The organism is uncultured Aquimarina sp., from assembly GCF_947496855.1.
In the GTDB taxonomy this organism is placed as follows: domain Bacteria; phylum Bacteroidota; class Bacteroidia; order Flavobacteriales; family Flavobacteriaceae; genus Aquimarina.
Genome location: NZ_CANMED010000005.1, coordinates 425,856 through 442,238, shown reverse-complemented (window position 1 = coordinate 442,238; position 16,383 = coordinate 425,856). Strand labels below are relative to the sequence as shown.

The following is a 16,383-nucleotide window of genomic DNA, read 5'->3' as shown; positions in this document are numbered from 1 at the left end:
TAATCAGATTTTTAATGTTGGATTATAAAGCTTGTAGTAGACAACAGTGTTAATGTTTATATAAAATCTTATATCTGCGGTCGTAAATTATAGTTTTATAACACTAATTTATAGATTGTTATGCCTAATAAAACGTATATGATTTATAACTTTGTTTTAATAAATTATTATAGGCCTATGAAATCAAAAATAATTTTATTATTTATAAATACACTATTCATAAGCGGATTGATATCTGCCCAATATGAGATTACCATAGATGCTTATATTTTGGATCGAGATACGCAGCAACCTATTCCTTATGTAAATGTTGGTTTTTTGGATAAAGGTATAGGAACAGTGAGTGATCAGAACGGTCATATCTTTATGCAATATGATGAAGAAAAGATAGGACTACAAAGTACCTTACAACTTTCTAGTCTAGGATATAAAACCATACAGTTATCATCACAACAATTGTTTGAACTCCTAAAAAATAATAATACTATTTTTATGGAACCGTCTGTGTACGCTTTGGAAGCAGCAACTGTAACGGCAGAAAAAAGAAACAAAAAAACTATTGGTAATCTACAAGGAATTGGCCTTATGGGATACTGGAAAGATGCCAAAGCTTTAGGCGCAGAGATTGGAACCAGAATTAAAATTAGTCATAGGAACTCCAAGCTACTCCAACTAAAATTTAATGTGTTGGAGAACATTACGGACAGCTTATTAGTGAGAGTGAATGTCTATGAATCCAAAAGGAAGGTTCCTGGTAGAAATATTCTGACTAGTAATATTTATCATACAATCTCTAGGAAAAAAGGAATGGAAGTTATAGATCTTTCTGACTACAATATTATAGTTCATGATGATGTTATGGTCAGCTTAGAGTTGATAAAGGTATATGGAAAAGAAATAGAATTTTCTGTCAGTGCTTCTCCGGATGGAAGGTCTTATTTGCGGTATGTAAGTCAGGACAAATGGGATGTAAACAAAGATGTAGGAATGGCATTTAGTGTTGACATATCCTACCCTAAAGAAAAAACGCAACTAAGAAAAAGAGAAACCCCTAATGATATTGTAATTTATTGGGATACTTCTTTTTCTGCGGCAAACCATGATCCGACATATACATACCAATTTTTAAAAGAGTATTTAAAAGAAATAAAAAATACTACTGTAACACTGATACCCTTTTCTAATGCGACTCATGGCCAACAAAAGTTTGTCATAAGAAATGGTAAAAGTAATCAACTTGTAGCATCACTTAATAATATGACTTATAATGGAGCTACTAATTTTTCAGCTCTTTTTAAGGAAGAAAATAGGCCTGATCACTATATGGTAGTTAGTGATGGTCAAGCCACTTTTGGGGAGCCCAAACAAGTATATGACGTTCCGGTTTTTTATATTAATCACACACCAAATCCCAATGATTTGTTACTACATAAAGCTGCTATACAAAGTGAAGGATACTATCTTAATCTTACCAAGATCTCTGTTGATCAAGCCTTGTCTAATATAGTATATGAGTTAGAGGATAATAACATATACCAGACCGATAAAACCGAGGAATTGATACAAGGTTTAGTTACTTCTAGTGGTAAACCTGTGCAAGGTTGTAAGGTTTCTGTAAAAGGAACGTTGATCCAGACAATTACTGATGCTAATGGATCATTTTCTATAGATGCTAATAAGGAAGATGTGTTAATGTTTGGTTTTTTTGGAATGGAATCTCAAGAAATTACTTTGGATGCAACAAAAAATATTAATGTGGATCTTATTTCTAATTACACTGTTTTGGACGAAATCTTAGTAGAGACTAAAGATAATAATGAACAAGATGAAATAGTAGAAGATGTATTCGGTAATAAAGTGAAAAAGAAATCACTGGGTGTTGCTATGTACACATTAGAAGAAAAAGATTTTCAACAGTCTGCTATATATTTGTCGGATTTAATAAGAGGTCAATTTCCGGGAGTCCAAGTGTTTGGTTGGGGAGATGATGCAGTTTACCGAATGCGCAGACCTGAACCACCTATATTTGTAGTGGATGGTTTACAATTTGGTACAACTCCACCAACCTTTTTATTTCCTACGCAGATAAAATCAATATCTGCCATTACTGGTTTATCGGGATCTGCTAGATATGGTGGAGACGGAAGAAGTGGAGTTTTTATCATTACCACTAAATATGGTGATATATCAAATAATGAAGAAGATAAGCCAGCTAATCATTTATTAGTGAAAGGGAATGAATACACAACATCTACTTTTTTATTAGATGTTAATCACAATAGACCTTCTTATTTAGATAACTTGTGGAATAGTACAAGTTACAAAGAAGCAAAAGAAATATATTACAACCTTAGAAAGAAGTATGCTATAAGCATACCTTTTTATAGCTATAGTGCTACTTATTTTAAGAGATGGGATACGGTATTTGCGGATCAAGTCTTATCTAATATTTCTGAAATTGGATTTGATAATCCACAGGCATTATTAGTCTTAGCTTTTAAGTTAGAAGCTATAGAGGAATACCATAACGCAGCGTTTTTGTATGCACGTATCTTAGATTTAGCTCCGGATGCGGCGCAATCTCATTTGGACCTGGCACGAATCTATGTTTCGATCGGAAAATATAAACTAGCTTTTGAACTTTACAAAAAAATATTGCAAAACAAGGAGTCTGCAATGGACTTTGAAGAAATTGCAGAACAAGCAGAGTCAGAAATTAGGAGGTTATTAAACTTTCATAGATCAGAGCTTACTTATAAGGATGTACCCGATGAATTTTTAGCGGTAAAAGGAGTACCAGTGCGTCTTGTTTTTCAATGGAGTGATCCTCAATCAGAATTTGAACTTCAGTTTGTAAGTCCGGAAAAGAAGTTTTCTAAATGGAAACATGTATTTAAAGAAAACAAAGAAGAACTATTGTCTAAAGTACAGTCTGGAGTATCGTCTAAAGAGTTCATAATTGATAATGCAATGCCTGGGGAATGGATTATAAATGTCCAATCATTTGGTGATGCTTCAGCTTTAAACCCTGCATTTATGAAATATACAGTGTATACTAATTATGGTCTGCCTAATGAGACAAAGAAAGTACAGTGTATTAACCTCTATAACCAAAAAGAAAAAGTAACATTAGATAAAATAATCTTATAAGACTTTAGGTAAAAAACGTGGTGTTATAACTACAGTTTGTGGAATTAATATTTATTTATTTTCGAAGCCCGAACTTCTGCTTAATAATAAAAGAAAATCACGATAAAGACAGCTACTTCTTATCGTGATTTTCAGCATTTAACTAACTAACTAAATTTTATTAGAATATTCCTCTATATCTCCCTTCCTTCGAAGGAAGGGTTGGGGAAGGATATTGTTTTTAATTAAAAAACAAAGAATACAGATTTGCACCTTACTCTTCTACACCTCCTAGATTATCATTAGAGTTTCTGTCTAGTAATTTATTATAGGGATCAATCCCTGCTTTTTCTGGTTTTTTATCTGTTATGATGGTAAATGTGTTTTCGCCAGGCTGTAACCATTTTCGCTCCAGATAATACGGATTTTTAAGAGGTACTTCTTGATCATCTATAATATCTTCACCAAACAAACCAACTTCTATATAATTTGTTGAATCATCTGTACGCTCTTCTTTTCCTTTATCATTATAATAAATCTTCTTAGAATCTACAGTAAAGGTTGTTTCATAGGTTCCATTATCCAGTTTTTTGGTGGTAGCTTTTTTGACTCTGTTTTCATATAATGCAATCTTTTTAAAACCATCTTCTACAGCATATTTAAGAGAATCGGGAGTTACGCTATAAATTGCATTGTATAAATTTTCTGAAGTAGGATACACACCTTTTTCAAAGTTTTTGTATTCTTCCAAGAATCCTTTTAAGGCAGTATTGATTTTTTCTTCACCAATAATATCCTGTAATTCATACATAACCATAGATCCTTTGCGATACCAAATATGTTGACCGATTTCTACGTCGAGTAAAGAGCGCTCCGGTTTAAAGCTAAAAGCTCTACTTCTTAAGTAACTATCCAAAGAGTATTTAAGGAAGTTTTTGATACCATTTTCTCCATATTCTTGTTTCATAGTCATCAGTGATGAATATTCCGCCAAGGTTTCAGAAATGATATTGGCTCCAGATGTTTTACTAGGAGTTACAATGTGTCCCCACCACTGATGTGCAACTTCATGAGTGGTTACGCGGAAAGCATAGTTAAAATCTTCTGCTTTTTCAAAATCCGCTGCAAACCCAAAATCTTCTGAGTACGGAATGGTCGTGACAAAGGATTGTGCAAACTGAGAATGTGCAGGAAATTCTACTACTCTGATAATTGAATTAGGATATTCATAGAAATTTTTAGAACAATACTCCAAAGCTACTTTTACTCCATTGATAAAGTGTTCTAAATTTCTCTTATGCTTTGGAGAATGATAGATTTCTATAGCCACTTTTTTACCGCTAGGTGCGGTCCAACTGGACTTCTCTACATCGTATCTGGCAGAAACTACATTAAAAAATAAATCGGTCTGAGATTCTAAGTCATAATGAAAATAGGCTCTGTCATTTTCTTTCCATTCCTTTATTAGCTTACCGGGTGCAATAGCTATTTGATCAGCTGTGGTGCTTACCACAGCTTCAAAATTGATATAGTTTGCATCTTCATTGAATAAATTTTTCTTTAGCGCAGTAGAATCTGTTCTAGGTGGCAATAAGTAATCTAATTTCTCCAATCCATACTTCTTTCGGATTCCATTATCACTAAGACTTCTGTCATAATGAAAGCTTGGAAATATAGTTTGATTTAGAAAAGTACCATTGCTCAGTACCTGAGTTTCCATAGTATTGGAAAAACCTTTAGTTTCTGCAGACATAGAAATTGACAATTTTGCTGTCGTTTTAGGTTGCAATGTATTAGGTAATTTATAAAAATACATTCTATTAACAGAGTCAGAAACTACAGCTTTTATTGGAACACCATTATAGATAATTTCTCCTAATTGAGTATGTTCCGCAGGATATTGAACATTTAGTAATAAGGTGTCAATAGGAGTATCATAATTATTGACTAATGTAAACTCTCCTTTTGCTTTTAATGCTCTAGTTTCTGGAAAAACATCAATATAGGCTTTAAGATCCGTTACCTGTGGATGCGCTTGGTTGATTAATCTAGAATATTTCTTTTCAGCTTCAGCGGCAATTTCATTATAGTAATTACCACCTTCTATGGTATTTAATACTTTTAGATTGTAATAGCTATAGCCAGCCACGGATATAAAAGCAATGATAATCATTGTTAGTGCTCCAATCATCTTAAAACTCAATCTTCTTTTAGCAAGCGTCAATCGCTCTTTGGCAGTAGAAAAGAAGCCACGATTCCAGAATAAAGTTCCGATTACTAATAGTATGGCCATCATTAATGCCCAATAGAGACTTAACATAAAGTTCCCGTGCAAGTAATGCCCAAAGCCATTAAGATCACTAAGAAAAATTGGAGTAGAACCTGTAAAAATAAGAAGCGGATTACTACTTTTAAAAGCAAAAGCTACCAATAATGGAAGTCCTATATATAAGAGTATAATGATAAAATGCCCTAAAAACTTATTGTTGACCAATACGTGAATAAAGAAACATAAGAAGATTGTAGTAATAAAACTGGGAATTATTAATGCGAAATTATAAATCACTGACATCCCTAGTTCGTATCCAAAATACCCATTGAATGTTTGAAATAAAATACCAATTATAATATTGACGAAAGCCAAAATAATCGCTACACCAATCAAAGATATTACTTTAGAGAAATACAAACTTGTATTGTTAATAGGCAATGCATCATAAAAGACAAAGGTTTTGTTTTTACGAGTTCTATGCACCGCTTCTCCAGAATAAATAATTAGAATAATAATAGATAAAAGTGTAATACCTCCAGAGATATAGGTGGTTACAAATCTTGTGAGTGGTAAATTGGGAGTTCCATAGATCTCATTAGCATTAAAAATAGTAATTAAGGATAAGATAATTCCAATAAGAATCAATACGATAAAAACGGGGTCTTTAACGATAGAAACGAATTCGATTTTGCTTAAAGATAACAAGTTGTTTCTGTCAGTCTTTTTATTAAAAACTTGATGAATAGGTTTTAATATGGAAGGAACAAATTTATCATTTTTAACTTTGCCTTCTTTTTTACCAGAAACCAGAAATTTTTTATAATCAAATCGAAATAAGGTAATTAAAAAGAATAGGGAGCCTAAAGCTAACCAAAGCATTCTATTCAATAAGAATTTACCATAGATAGGTAGTTGATTTGTATTTAGTTCGTTGATGGACCAATATTTTTTCACAAAAGAAAACACCCTACCACCAAATGGGTCTAAATATACTGTTAACCATTGATTGTCTATGCTTCCGAGTAAGTTTCCTGAGATACTATATAATAAGAATAAGAATATTCCCCCAAGATAAATAATAGGCATTTTTTTAAAAAAAGCCATTAAGCAAAAGAAGAGAGACCCTATTAGAAATGCATTAATTTCTAGAATAAATATAAAAGGAATCAGATAAGATGATGGATTAAAAACATCATATGCTCCATAATCGGGTCTTTCTGCAAACATGCCAAAGGTAAGTCCTATGATAGCTCCTATTACTATAAAAAGATTCAGCAAGGTGACAATGGTAAAACTTCCAAAAAACCTTCCTAACACATAGGATTTCTGAGTGATAGGAAATGTAAAATAAGTTTGCGCGGTTTTATGATCCTGATCCCTAAAAATAGGCACCCCCATAATAGCTGCATAAAAGAAAATGGAAATAACAGAGATAGGAACAATAATCTCGGCAATGTTATTCGGGCTATTTACAAATTGTGCAGTAGAGGATTCCTGAAAATATCCCCATAGACCGGCCATCAAAAGACCTAATCCAGCATAAATCCAAGTAGCGGGTCTGCGAAACCTATATTGTAATTCAAATAAAAATATTTCTTTCATAATTACGCCTCTTGTTCTTGCTTCTGATTAATACTATAGAAATAAAATTCTTCTAAACCATTGTCCATTTGCTCAAAACCATCACCAGGAGTGCTTTCGCTATATATATTAACAAAAAACTGACCACCTCTTAGATAATTAGACAGTACGGTATATTCATGCTGATAGTGCTCCAATTCCGATTTTTCAATTTGCTTTTTGAATATTTTGTTATCTAAAGTACTAGATAGTTCTTGTGGATTTCCTTGTGCAAGGATGCTACCTTCATTAAAAACCGCCATATGCTCACATAGATTTGTCACATCATCTACAATATGGGTAGATAAAATTACTACTGCATTTTCACCTAATTCACTTAATAAATTATGAAAGCGATTACGTTCTAAAGGATCTAAACCGGCAGTAGGCTCATCTACAATAATGAGTTTTGGATTTCCCAATAAGGCTTGTGCAATTCCGAAACGCTGTCGCATTCCTCCAGAAAAATCTCCAAGATTACGACTTCTAAACTTATATAAATTCACCTTGTTTAATAAATCGGCGACATACCCTTTTCGCTCAGTAGCATTTGTAATTCCTTTTACTTTAGCAATATGATTTAACATCATTTCTGCAGAAACCTTTGGGTATACTCCAAAATCTTGCGGTAAATATCCTAACACTTTTCGCAATTCTTCGGGCTGTTTAAAAACATCAATATCATCAAAATTGATAGATCCTGAATCTGCTAATTGTAGCGTGGCAATAGTTCTCATTAAGGTAGATTTACCAGCCCCATTAGGACCTAACAGACCAAACATTCCCTTTTCTAAAGTAAGATTGACATTGTTTAATGCCTGTGTTCCGTTAGGATACGTTTTATTGAGATTTTTTATTATTAGCATATAAAATAGGATTTAGCAATTTTTATCTATTAAATAGTTAGTATGTTATGATAGGAGTTTGTTACAGAATTGATTCAATTTTGTGAAAACGATCCTCCCTTAATTACGTTATAAGTTGGTATATTTACGTCTCTTATAAATTTTACCAGTAAATTAATGCATCAACTACGTAGAAATAGAAGATTACGAACTACCGAATCAATCCGATCTTTAGTTAGAGAACATACCATTACCCCAAATGATTTTTTAGTCCCACTTTTTGTGGTTGAAGGCAATACTATAAAGCAGGAAATTGCTTCGATGCCAGGATATTACAGGTATAGTTTAGACTTGCTTAAAGGAGAGGTGAAGGAGTTATGGGAGATGGGTTTAAAAGCAGTCTTGTTGTTTGTTAAAGTGCCTGATAATCTTAAAGACAATAAAGGAACCGAAGCATTGAATCCAGAAGGATTAATGCAGCGTGCTATTAAAATAGTAAAAGATGTAGCGCCAGAAATGCTGGTGATGACGGATGTAGCGTTAGACCCTTATTCTTCATATGGACACGACGGTATTGTGGAGGATGGGTATATCGTTAACGATCCTACTTGCGAGGTTTTAGCAAAAATGTCCTTATCACACGCACAAGCAGGAGCGGATTTTGTAGCGCCTAGTGATATGATGGATGGTAGGATTTTGGCAATTAGAGAGCTTCTGGAAATTGAAAATTATAAGAATACAGGTATTATGAGCTATAGTGCTAAGTACGCTTCAGCCTTTTATGGACCGTTTAGAGATGCATTAGATTCTGCACCCGGTTTTGGAGATAAAAAAACATATCAAATGGATTTCTCTAACCGAGATGAAGCGATTAAAGAAACGTTAATAGATATTGATGAAGGGGCTGATATTGTAATGGTAAAACCTGGATTGGCTTATCTAGATATTTTAAGAGATGTCAGCGATGCTGTAGATGTTCCTGTAGCGGTGTATCAAGTAAGTGGTGAGTATGCAATGTTAAAAGCAGCCGCAGAAAAAGGATGGCTTGATCACGATGCGATTATGATGGAACAATTAATTGCTTTTAAAAGAGCAGGAGCAAATATAATTGCAAGTTATTTTGCAAAAGATGTGATTAAACTTTTGGGTTAAATTTAAATAGAAAATAGCTATGGTAAGTAGGGATCGATTATATCAGACATTTGGAGAATTATTATATGTAATTGCCACGAGTGATGGTGTGATTCAGAAGGAAGAAGTACATACGTTGGAAGAAATATTAAAAGCACACCCAAAAGGGCAAGAGATTAAATGGTCTTTTGATTATGAAAATGCTAATGATAATGATATCGAAACCCTATATAAGAAGGTTATAGAAGTATTTTCTGACAATGGACCAGATGAAGAATATGACTTTATGATTTATGCTTTAACCAAAATAGCAGAAGCAAAAGATGGTATAGGTTCTAAAGAAGAAAAAGTAATTAATAGTTTTTCTAAAGACCTTTTAGAAAGATTCAAAAAAGACATTGATAATTTATTTAATTCATAAGATCATACAAATGAAATATTTTTTTTTAATACTCCTAAGCATTGCTTTTGTATTTACGAGTTGTAATTCTGAAAAAAAGTCTGAAAAAGAAAAAATTGTAATTGGCTCGAAGAAAAAGTCGTCTCCTGAATTTGATTTGGGTAAAAAACTGTTTAAAGGTAAAGGAAATTGTTATTCCTGTCATCGAGTGGATAAGAAATCCATAGGTCCAAGTATTACAGAGATCATGAAAATCTACAAAGAACAAAACGGGGATATCATTGGCTTTTTGAGGCAAAAAAAAGATCCTATTGTAGATCCTGATAATTATGCAGTGATGAAAACTAATTTTGCTCGCTTAGAAAAATTTACTGATGAAGAATTGAAAGCGATAGCATTCTATATGAATGAAGTGACTGCTAAGTAATGAAACAAATATTCTTTCTTCTTTTTTTTATTTCATATCCCATAATGTCGCAACAAGTAACTCCTAAATCTGCTTTTTTGGAAAAATGGAACAACTCTAAAGAATATTTACTGGAAATAGCGGAATCCATGCCCGAAAATAAGTATTCATATACCCCTACGGAACGTGAAATGGATTTTAAAAATCAATTACTTCATATATGCGGAAATATGCTATGGCTCAGTACGACCTATTTTTCTGAAGAAGTATTTGATCGTAAAAAACTTTCAGAAAATGCTCCTGATTCTAAAACGGAGGTTATTAAGTTGCTCGAAAAATCATTTAATCTTGTTTACGAACGAGTGCAAAATGCTAAAGATGAATCATTAAAAAACAAAGTAGATTTTTTTGCGGGTCCAAAGTCCAAACTTCAGATTCTAAATTTACTTCAGGATCATGTAACGCACCATCGAGGGCAATTAATTGTATATCTAAATCTCAATAAAATTGAACCACCTAAATATGTAGGTTGGTAAATTATAGAATTAATCTTTACTCAGTTGGTTACAAACGACTTTTTTAGGACAACGTTAGTAACCAAAGTGAAACTTCAATATTTTAAATAATTGCGGATGAATTAAATTCATCTGCCATATGGATCGTTGCAAATACTATTTTGTTATGCACGAATAATAAAAATAAAGATTCATAGTTAAAAGAATAAGTATATATTTCATTCTCAACTAAGCATATTATTAAATCACGTATTCACAAATTATTCTTTTCAACCTAACAATACAAACTCATGATTAAAAATTTACAAGTGTTACTACTAGTTGTAGTGGTAACGCTAACAGGCTTCCATTCTAGTTATGCACAATGCAATGATGTTACTTTACAATCTATTTCTAATCCAGGACCATATGATGTCGAAACTTTAACAGAATCCGATGGTTTGCGAAATGGACCAGACTATTCTGGAGGGACGGTATATTATCCTACAAATGGAACACCACCATATCCAAGTATTGCAATTGTACCAGGATTTACCAGCACTCCAGCAGCTGTTAGGGCGTGGGGTCCATATTATGCTTCTCACGGAATTATTGCGATTGTTATAGGTACAAATAGTGGGTTTGATTTTCCAGATGTAAGAGCAAGAGCTTTGATAGATGCCTTAGAAACATTACGAGAAGAGAATACAAGGGCATCTTCTCCAATAATAGGACAAATTGATGTGGAGAAGTTTGCTACTAGTGGTCATTCTATGGGAGGAGGAGGAGCCCAAAGAGCCGCAGTTTTGGATTCTAGAATAAAAGCAGTAGTTGCTTTATGTCCTTGGTTACCGACAAACAGTACACCAGAACTCAATCATGCCGCTCCTGTACTCATCTTTAGTGGACAGAATGATACAACAGCACAACCATCTCAGCATGCTAATATTCATTATAACGAAACATCGGAGACTACTGATAAACTATTATATGAAATTAAAAACGGGAATCATTCTGTAGCAAATACTCCAGCCGGGGCAGAAGGAAACGTAGGGAAATTAGCTATTTCTTGGTTAAAATTAAAGCTTAGTAACGACAGTTGTTATTGTCCATTAATTAATGATCAACTGCTAGACAATCCATCAACTGCATCATCATTTGATACAAATACTTCTTGCCAAACATTGTCCATTGATGAAATAGATAGCAATGATGAATTGACAACGCGTATTTATCCGAATCCAGCAAATTCTTATGTTACAGTAGAAAGTAATTTTACTATTTCTAAGCGATATAAAATATTTTCTGTATTAGGTGAACATTTGGTTAGCGGAAGAATTAACACAAAAAAGGAACAAATTGATTTATCACAGCTAAAACCAAATATATATTTGTTGAATATTGATAATCAGGTTTTTAAAATATTAAAAATAGAATAAATATTGAAGTCAAAATATTATTTAATCCCATGAAACGTAATGAATTTTTTTTCAGATTTTGTAGGGTTAGATTATATGTAGTCCATTTTAGAGCTCCATTTATATAAAGGATTCGTGTCTAGATTAATTCTTTTTTAGAATATATACATTTTTGATTCTTAGTGTCTACTAATCGTATTCCTACTGAAATTATTTATTACTTTAGCAGAACTAATCTTATACCATGGCATTACTTATTGTATATGGAGTCGTATCCATTTTCTTTTCGTTTTTATGTTCAATTCTGGAGGCAGTTTTATTAAGTATTACTCCAACTTTTATTAATGTTAATAAAAAAGAAGGAAAAGCATATGCAACTACTTTAGAAAAACTAAAGAAAGACGTAGATCGACCACTTATTGCGATCTTAACGCTTAATACCATAGCACACACTGTTGGAGCAATATTAGTGGGTGTACAGGCAAAAGTAGCCTATGCAGAAATGTATGGATCTGAGACACGTACAATTCTTGGGATAGAGATTACAGAAGATTTAATGGTTGGAGTTGTTTCTTCTATTATGACTATCTTCATCTTAGTTTTGTCAGAAATTATACCTAAAACTATCGGAGCTACGTTTTGGAAACAGTTAGCTAATTTTACCTCTAAAGCATTAAATGTTTTGATCTGGCCCTTAAAATGGACTGGGATTCTCTGGATGTTACAATTAACCACTAAGCTTATTGGAGGTAAAGGTCACCATGGATCTGTGTTAAGTAGAGAAGATTTTACTGCCATGGCTGATATTGCTGAAGAAGAAGGTGTTTTTGAAGAGTCAGAATCCAAAGTAATTAGAAACCTACTTAATTTTAAGGCGATTTTTACAAAAGACGTGATGACGCCCAGAACAGTTATTAAAACTGCATCAGAAGATACTACTGTAGAAGCATTCTTTAATGAGAATCAAAACCTTCGCTTTTCTAGAATACCAGTGTATAAAGATAAAGCAGATAACATAACTGGGCAGGTATTAAAAGATGAAATTTTTAAAGAAATGGCCAATCAAAATGGTCATAAACTTCTTGGAGAAATAAAAAGACCGATCATATTTACAAACAGAAACTTGCCAATTCCGGAACTATTTAATGAGTTGATACAGACTAAAAATCATATCGCGCTGGTAGTAGATGAGTATGGTTCTGTAAGTGGATTAGTAACGATGGAAGATGTAATCGAGACTCTATTAGGGCTGGAAATTGTAGATGAAAGCGATACAGAAACGGATATGCAGATTCTAGCTCGCAAAAACTGGGAAGCTAGAGCAAGAAGACTCGGAATTCTAGACGATAAAAAAGAAGGATGATCAAAACCGTTTTCATAAGAACTCCTTTAGGTATTGCTTCTATAGCGGGAGATGAAAATGGTATTACAAAGATTTCTATCACAGAAGATTCTAAAAAAAAACTTTCTGTAGATATTCCAGATGTGCTGGAAGAAGTAGTAATTCAATTACTAGATTATTTCGAAGGAAATAGAAACACTTTTGAGATAAAACTCAATCCTTCTGGTACTGATTTTCAGAAAAAGGTATGGAAAGAACTATCCAAAATTCCATTTGGTAAAACTGTAACATATCTAGATATTGCAAAACAATTAGGAGATCCGAAATGTATAAGAGCAGCGGCATCCGCTAACGGTAAAAACCCGTTGTGGGTAGTAGTGCCTTGTCATCGGGTAATCGGCAGTGATGGTTCTCTTACCGGATATGCTGGAGGTCTATGGCGAAAGAAATGGTTACTAGAGCACGAAAATCCTGTAAAGCAGCAATCTCTTTTTTAATGGCTTTTTTTAAATCTTTCTTATATTGTATTAACATTCTTTTTTTGGGATGTTTTGCTGTTACATCGCAAGAAGCACTAGACAAAGAGTTAAATAAACCTATAATCCTGAAAAAAGAATCTCTGCAAAAACTATTGCGAAGAGGAGATAGCTTATTTAAAACTAAGGATATTACAAATGCAAAAAAAGAGTATGATAAAGCTTTTGAATTAATTCAGAATAGCTCAGATATCGATAGTGTAAAAAAGATGATTTATAAAATCGAACGTTTTTTTACAGATAGTACGAGAGAATATCTTAGGGCAATGAATGTACTTAATTTTTTAAGCGAATATTGCGCAGATCAGAACGATCAGAAATGTTTGATGTACGTAAACAATAGATTAGGATTATTACACAATAGAATTGGAGAATATATTAAAGCGTTAGAGTATTATGGAGATGCATTAACGTTGGCTTCTAAGGATGATAATTCGGATTACCAATGGGATATTTTATTAAATAGGGGGGTACTATTCTTAGATATTGGTGATCACGATCAAGCTAAAATTGATTTCAAAAGAGCTTTAATACATATCGATCCTGAAGATACTAAGAAGAGGAAAGGAACTACATACCTAAATTTATCTGCTACTTTTAATGATAAGCAAGCTGATTCTATATTATATTATTCCAGATTAGCAGCTGTAGGTTGTGAAAAGAATTCATTGTCCACAAGACATTGTATAATGGTGTATAATAATATTGCGTGGGCGTATTATTTAAAAAAGATGCCTAAAGAAGCATTACAAGTAATACGAACTAACATAGAATGGGATAATGATAATTTGACATACAAGGATGGAGATGATTTATATCCAGGATTAATGCATACTATGGGTGCCATACAATATGAGTTAGGAAACTATGATAAAGCACTGGAATATTTTTTAATATCAAAAAGTAATTTTGAAAAGAAAAATGATATTTCTGATTTAATTACTGTAAAAGAAGATTTATCAAAGTTGTATGAAACAAAAGGAGACTTAAAAGCAAGTATTCAGGCTTTACGAGATATTAGATCGCTAGAGTCTAGGCAACTAAAGGTTAAGGTAAGTAAAGAATTAGCGAAAAGTGAGAGTAAAAATTTATTATTGGCGAAGGAAAAAGTTATTTCTGGATTGGAAGAGAAAAATTTAAAGATAGAAAAAGAGGTTAGTAAGACGAAATGGCAAAGTTATTTTCTTGGGCTATTATTAGTAGTTACTGTAGTGGTGTTGGTATATAGAGGGTATATTAATCGTATTAAATATTATAAAATAAATGAAAAATTAACCCATACACGATTAACTTCATTAAGATCTTCGATGAACCCACATTTTTTGTTCAATAGCTTTAATACATTGCAGAATTATATTTTAAAAAATGATAATATTAGAGCCAACGAATATATGACAGAGCTTTCGGGATTAATCCGAAATGTTTTGAATAGTTCCGACAGTGTATATATTAGTTTTAAAAAAGAATTGGAGATTGTAAAGTCGTACGTAAATCTTCAAAGAGGAAGATTTCAGGAAGAATTTGAAGCTACTTTCCATGTAGATCCTATATTATTAGATAGTAACCCTAGAATACCTTCTATGATTTTACAACCTTTTATTGAGAATGCGATAATTCACGGTTTTTCGCATTCCTCAATTTCAGGACAGTTAAATATAACATTGCGAAAAGAGGAAGGCATGGTTATTTGTAAAGTTGTCGATAATGGAATAGGTAGAGAGGCCTCTGAACGACTTAAGAAAAAAGCGACAGATGTATCCCATTTGTCTATTGCAACAGAAAACACTAATGAACGATTAGGTATTTTAAATAAAGTAGTTAACGGACAATCAAACATTGTTATTAATGATTTATATGATACTAATGGTAAATCACAAGGAACAGAAGTGATCATTACATTGCCTATAATTAAAGAGATCAAGAAATAATGGATCAAATGTTGAAATGTTTTATCATTGATGATGAGAAAAAGGCTAGAGAGAACATTAGTCTTTTACTTAATGCATATTGTCCTCAAGTAGAAATCATAGGTGAAGCAGGTGATAAAAAATCTATACTTGAAGGATTATCTGGTCTAAACCCTGATGTGGTTTTTTTGGATGTGCAATTAGGGTCTATTACAATTTTTGATATTCTAGATGAACTTGAAGAAATTGACTTCAAAATCATTTTTGTATCCGCTTTCAATCAATATGCCGTAGATGGATATAAATATAACGCATTAGGTTATTTGCTAAAACCTATAGATCCTAAGTTGTTAGTAGAAGTAATAGATAAGGCTATTCCTTTACAAGAAAAGAATGAAAATAAAGAAGATCCAATAGCAAATTTTAATGAACTTTATGCTAAAATTCATGAAGTTCCTAAAATTTCCATAACAGATTCTAAAGGTACGCATGTTATAAAAATACCTAGTGTACTTTATTGTATTAGCAATGGTAACTACACTACTTTTATTAGAAAAAATGAGAAAGAAATAGTAATATCAAAGAATCTAAAATATATTGAATCTAAGTTACAATCTTTTGGGTTTTTTAGGATTCATAGATCTTACTTAATTAATCTGGATCATGTAAATACTCTGGTAAAAGAACAAGGAGGGTATGTAGTTATGTCGAATGAGAAATCATTACCCATAGCAAGAGATTCTAAAAAAGAATTATATCAGAAGCTTAATGTAATTTAATTTGTTTAGAGTATTATTTTTTGAACACGATTAAAAATTGTCTACTCGTACATTAAAATATACATTTTATACATTAGATCATACCAAAAAAATATTCCCAAAAA

12 protein-coding genes are annotated in these 16,383 nt (G+C 32.5%); 10 read left to right on the top strand and 2 right to left on the bottom strand.

Features of this window, described 5'->3' with window-relative positions:
• Window positions 1–177 precede the first annotated feature (177 nt).
• On the top strand, window positions 178–3,150 hold the full coding sequence (locus tag Q0921_RS16790) for a carboxypeptidase-like regulatory domain-containing protein (protein WP_299258892.1): 2,973 nt from the start codon (window positions 178–180) through the stop codon (window positions 3,148–3,150).
• A gap of 253 nt (window positions 3,151–3,403) precedes the next feature.
• Here the strand turns inward: Q0921_RS16790 and Q0921_RS16785 are convergent, their stop codons facing one another.
• Both Q0921_RS16785 and Q0921_RS16780 read right to left on the bottom strand, forming a co-directional pair.
• Window positions 3,404–7,003 carry a M1 family aminopeptidase gene (locus tag Q0921_RS16785; protein ID WP_299258890.1) on the bottom strand — a complete coding sequence of 1,200 codons (3,600 nt, stop codon included), beginning with the start codon at window positions 7,001–7,003 and terminating at the stop codon, window positions 3,404–3,406.
• Between the two features lie 2 nt (window positions 7,004–7,005).
• Window positions 7,006–7,887 (bottom strand): ABC transporter ATP-binding protein, encoded by an 882-nt coding sequence (locus Q0921_RS16780; RefSeq protein ID WP_299258888.1) that lies wholly within the window; start codon window positions 7,885–7,887, stop codon window positions 7,006–7,008.
• A 156-nt stretch (window positions 7,888–8,043) separates the two neighbouring features.
• On the opposite strand from Q0921_RS16780, the gene hemB reads away from it, so the two are divergent.
• The 9 genes from hemB to Q0921_RS16735 all read left to right on the top strand — a co-directional run bounded on the left by hemB (window position 8,044) and on the right by Q0921_RS16735 (window position 16,279).
• Window positions 8,044–9,018 (top strand): porphobilinogen synthase, encoded by a 975-nt coding sequence (gene hemB, locus Q0921_RS16775; RefSeq protein ID WP_299258886.1) that lies wholly within the window; start codon window positions 8,044–8,046, stop codon window positions 9,016–9,018.
• 19 nt (window positions 9,019–9,037) lie between these two features.
• Window positions 9,038–9,418, top strand: a complete 381-nt coding sequence (locus tag Q0921_RS16770; protein WP_299258884.1) for a TerB family tellurite resistance protein — start codon at window positions 9,038–9,040, stop codon at window positions 9,416–9,418.
• Between the two features lie 10 nt (window positions 9,419–9,428).
• Entirely contained in the window at window positions 9,429–9,824 is a 396-nt protein-coding gene (locus Q0921_RS16765) for a c-type cytochrome (protein ID WP_299258882.1), read from the top strand.
• Entirely contained in the window at window positions 9,824–10,339 is a 516-nt protein-coding gene (locus tag Q0921_RS16760) for a DinB family protein (protein WP_299258880.1), read from the top strand. Before Q0921_RS16765 ends, Q0921_RS16760 begins: the two co-directional genes overlap by 1 nt.
• Window positions 10,340–10,608: 269 nt before the next feature.
• Window positions 10,609–11,736, top strand: coding sequence for a T9SS type A sorting domain-containing protein (locus Q0921_RS16755; protein WP_299258878.1), 1,128 nt, complete (start codon window positions 10,609–10,611; stop codon window positions 11,734–11,736).
• A gap of 223 nt (window positions 11,737–11,959) precedes the next feature.
• Window positions 11,960–13,078 carry a CNNM domain-containing protein gene (locus Q0921_RS16750; protein WP_299258876.1) on the top strand — a complete coding sequence of 373 codons (1,119 nt, stop codon included), beginning with the start codon at window positions 11,960–11,962 and terminating at the stop codon, window positions 13,076–13,078.
• Complete coding sequence (locus Q0921_RS16745) at window positions 13,078–13,554, top strand: methylated-DNA--[protein]-cysteine S-methyltransferase (RefSeq protein ID WP_299259137.1); 477 nt, start codon at window positions 13,078–13,080, stop codon at window positions 13,552–13,554. Before Q0921_RS16750 ends, Q0921_RS16745 begins: the two co-directional genes overlap by 1 nt.
• Entirely contained in the window at window positions 13,554–15,521 is a 1,968-nt protein-coding gene (locus Q0921_RS16740; protein WP_299258874.1) for a tetratricopeptide repeat protein, read from the top strand. Before Q0921_RS16745 ends, Q0921_RS16740 begins: the two co-directional genes overlap by 1 nt.
• Before the next feature lie 8 nt (window positions 15,522–15,529).
• Window positions 15,530–16,279 carry a LytTR family DNA-binding domain-containing protein gene (locus tag Q0921_RS16735; RefSeq protein WP_299258872.1) on the top strand — a complete coding sequence of 250 codons (750 nt, stop codon included), beginning with the start codon at window positions 15,530–15,532 and terminating at the stop codon, window positions 16,277–16,279.
• Window positions 16,280–16,383: the final 104 nt, after the last annotated feature.